Genomic DNA, 2,987 nt, shown 5'->3' on the forward strand with positions numbered 1-2,987 from the left:
GGCCTTGCTGGCCTTTGGTTCCGGCCCGGTCCGCGGCTTCGCGGTGGTGCACTGCATCGGTATTTTGACCAGCATGTTCTCGGCGGTGTTTTTCTCGCGTGGCCTGGTCAACCTCTGGTATGGCCGCCAGAAAAAGCTCAAGTCGGTTTCCATCGGCACCGTGTGGCGGCCCGCCGCGTCCGGCGCCGTGGCGACCAAGTAATCCCGGCCTTTTTTCCTGAGTTTCCCAAGGACCCCAGATGGAATTCTTCAAAATCCGGCGCGACATTCCGTTCATGCGGCATGCCCTGATTTTTAACATCATCAGTTTTGCGACTTTTGCGCTGGCCGTCTTCTTCCTGATCACGCGCGGCCTGCACCTGTCGGTGGAGTTCACCGGCGGTACCCTGATGGAGGTGAACTACACCCAGGCCGCCGACGTCGGAAAGATCCGCGACACCGTGGCCGGCCTGGGATTCACCGACGTGCAGGTGCAGAATTTCGGCACCTCGCGCGACGTGATGATCCGCCTGCCCGCCCAGAAGGGCGTGAGCACCGCCCAGCAAAGCGACAAGGTGCTGGGAGCCCTGAAGGCGGCCAGCCCCGACGTGACGCTGCGCCGCACGGAATTTGTGGGCCCGCAGGTCGGTGAGGAGCTGGCCCATGACGGGCTGAAAGCGCTCGCCATGGTGGTCTTCGGCATCATGGTTTACCTGGCCTTCCGCTTTGAATGGAAGTACGCGGTGGCGGCCATCATCGCCAATTTGCACGACGTCGTCATCATCCTGGGCTTCTTCGCGTTCTTCCAGTGGGAGTTTTCGCTGGCCGTGCTGGCGGCGGTGCTGGCGGTGCTCGGTTATTCCGTGAATGAATCGGTGGTGATCTTCGACCGGATCCGCGAGAACTTCCGCCGCTACCGCAAGATGAACACCGTGGAGATCATCGACAACGCGATCACCTCCACCATCAGCCGGACCATCATCACCCACGGCTCGACCCAGATCATGGTCCTGTCCATGTTGTTATTCGGCGGTCCTACACTTTTTTACTTTGCCCTGGCCCTGACCATCGGCATCCTGTTCGGCATTTATTCATCGGTTTTTGTGGCGGCCGCGATTGCGATGTGGCTGGGCATCAAGCGGGAAGACCTGGTCAAGGCACCGGCCAAAAAAGGCGAAGATCCCAATGACCCCAACGCAGGGGCCACGGTGTAAGCTATAGGCTAATCATCCAGGGCGGTCGTGGCTCCAAGCAACAAAAATAACAGTCTTCTGGTCGAGCAGGCTCGCGCGCTGTTTACGGAGCGTGCCGCACGGATATTGCCCGCACTCGCCAAAACCATCAAGGACAAACTGTCCGCGCTGGTCGACCAGCCGGGCAGCGCCCGCGACATGCAGGAAAGGCGCGACGGCTGGCTGGCTTTCCAGAAAAGCGGCGATGCCTGGGTTCGCGGTACCGCCGCGGCCTGKGCCAACGCGCAGGCCGTTCCCGCCGCCAACTCGCCCGCCCGTTTTCTGGACAGCRGTAAATTCGAACTGATGGGTAACGACGTGATGGAGGACAAAATCCTCGCCTCACGCCTGGCCCTGCGCCTGCTCGATTTCACCAGCTGGGAACTCAACGACCTTCGCTTGCGCATCCAGAACCTGGAGGGGATTTCCGAGCTTCACAAGCAGGACATCCTGCGTCCCGAAGTGCTCGCCCAGCATCTGGTCGAGCAATGGAGCATTGCTTCCCTGCCTCGCGAAGTCTTGGTTGCGGTCCAGAGTTCCATCCAGAAGGACATGGGCGAGCACCTGCTGGAGACCTACCACGCCACCAACGAATTCCTGGTGCAACACGGCGTCATGGCCGAAATCGACCTGAGGCCGCTGGTCAAGCGCACGCCTTCGGCCGCCGGTGCCGGCGCTGGCGCCGCCGCCAAAACGGCAGCTGAAGCGCAGAGAGACAAAGCCCCACAGGGCGGTGACCACCGGGCGGGGTCCGGCATGGGGGGCGGAGGTGCTTCAGGCGGTGTTGCGGCTTACGACGGCGCTGGCGGGAACAATGCCTCATCTTCCTATGGTGACTCCGGTGGCAATCCGTCGTCCCCCGGCGGCCGGGGCCCGGCTTCCGCGGGCGGTGCCCGAGGAGGCGGTTCCGGCGCAACTTCATCTTCACCTTCATCATCCAGGAGCGGCGCCGGCTCTCCCTACGGCGGGACCGGCAACGGTGTGGCGGGCGGTGGCGCGCGAGGCGCAAGCGGCGCGGCCGGCGGCGGCGTTTCTGGTGGGCAGGCGGCGGGCCGTTTTTCGGGCGGTGGCGCGGCCGCTCCTGGCGCCGCGGGCCGTCCCGGCAATGCGGGCAGCGGCGCTGAGAATGCCGGCAAGTCCAATGCGGCAAAAGGCCCTGAAGCGAACACCGGTCCCGGCCAGGGGGTGCACGAAGAAACCCGCATGCAGACCGCTACCACACCCCTGGCCAGGGCACGCATGCGCGCCCAAGGCGTGATGGGGCAACTCAAGCGCCTGCTGTCGAACCAGGCGGCGGGCTTCGACGACACGCGCCCCAGCCAGGCATCGCCGCCGCTGGCGCAGGCCATGGCCAGCGTGGAGCGCGCGGAAGAAACCGGCGCGGAACGCWCCCTGCTCGCGGATGCGCAAGGCCAGGTCTACGGCCAGGCGCAGGTGGACCATGCCGCGGGCGTTCTGCGTGAGCGCACCACCAAGCTCAAGGAGGCCGCTTCCACCTCCTCCGAAAAAGCGACGATCGAAATCGTGGCCTTGATGTTCCAGAGCATCCTGGCGGAAGACCGTATTCCCGCCGTGATCCGTGTCTGGTTCGCGCGCCTGCAGATGCCGGTGCTGCGTGTGGCGATCTCCGAGCCCGAGTTCTTCGAGTCCCTGCAGCATCCCGCGCGCCGCCTGATAGACCGCATGGGTTCCTGCGTGCTTGGCTTCGATGTCACGGTGGCGGGCGGCGTGCTGGAAGCCGAGATCAAGCGCGTCGTGCAGGTGATCGAGCAATAC

2 protein-coding genes and 1 pseudogene are annotated in these 2,987 nt (G+C 64.2%); all 3 read left to right on the top strand.

Annotated features, from left to right (window positions below; translation table 11 throughout):
* Positions 1-202, top strand: a pseudogene (locus AC1D0P_RS23905) (protein translocase subunit SecD); the annotation flags it as partial.
* 37 nt (positions 203-239) lie between these two features.
* The gene (gene secF, locus AC1D0P_RS23910) at positions 240-1,193 is read left to right on the top strand and encodes a protein translocase subunit SecF (RefSeq protein WP_477679018.1); all 954 of its coding nucleotides are present in this window, start codon (positions 240-242) and stop codon (positions 1,191-1,193) included.
* Positions 1,194-1,220: 27 nt separating this feature from the next.
* Positions 1,221-2,987, top strand: a 1,767-nt coding sequence (locus tag AC1D0P_RS23915) for a DUF1631 family protein (RefSeq protein ID WP_477679019.1), incomplete at its 3' end; no start/stop codon positions are given.

Source organism: Polaromonas sp. P1_G2 (assembly GCF_056405515.1).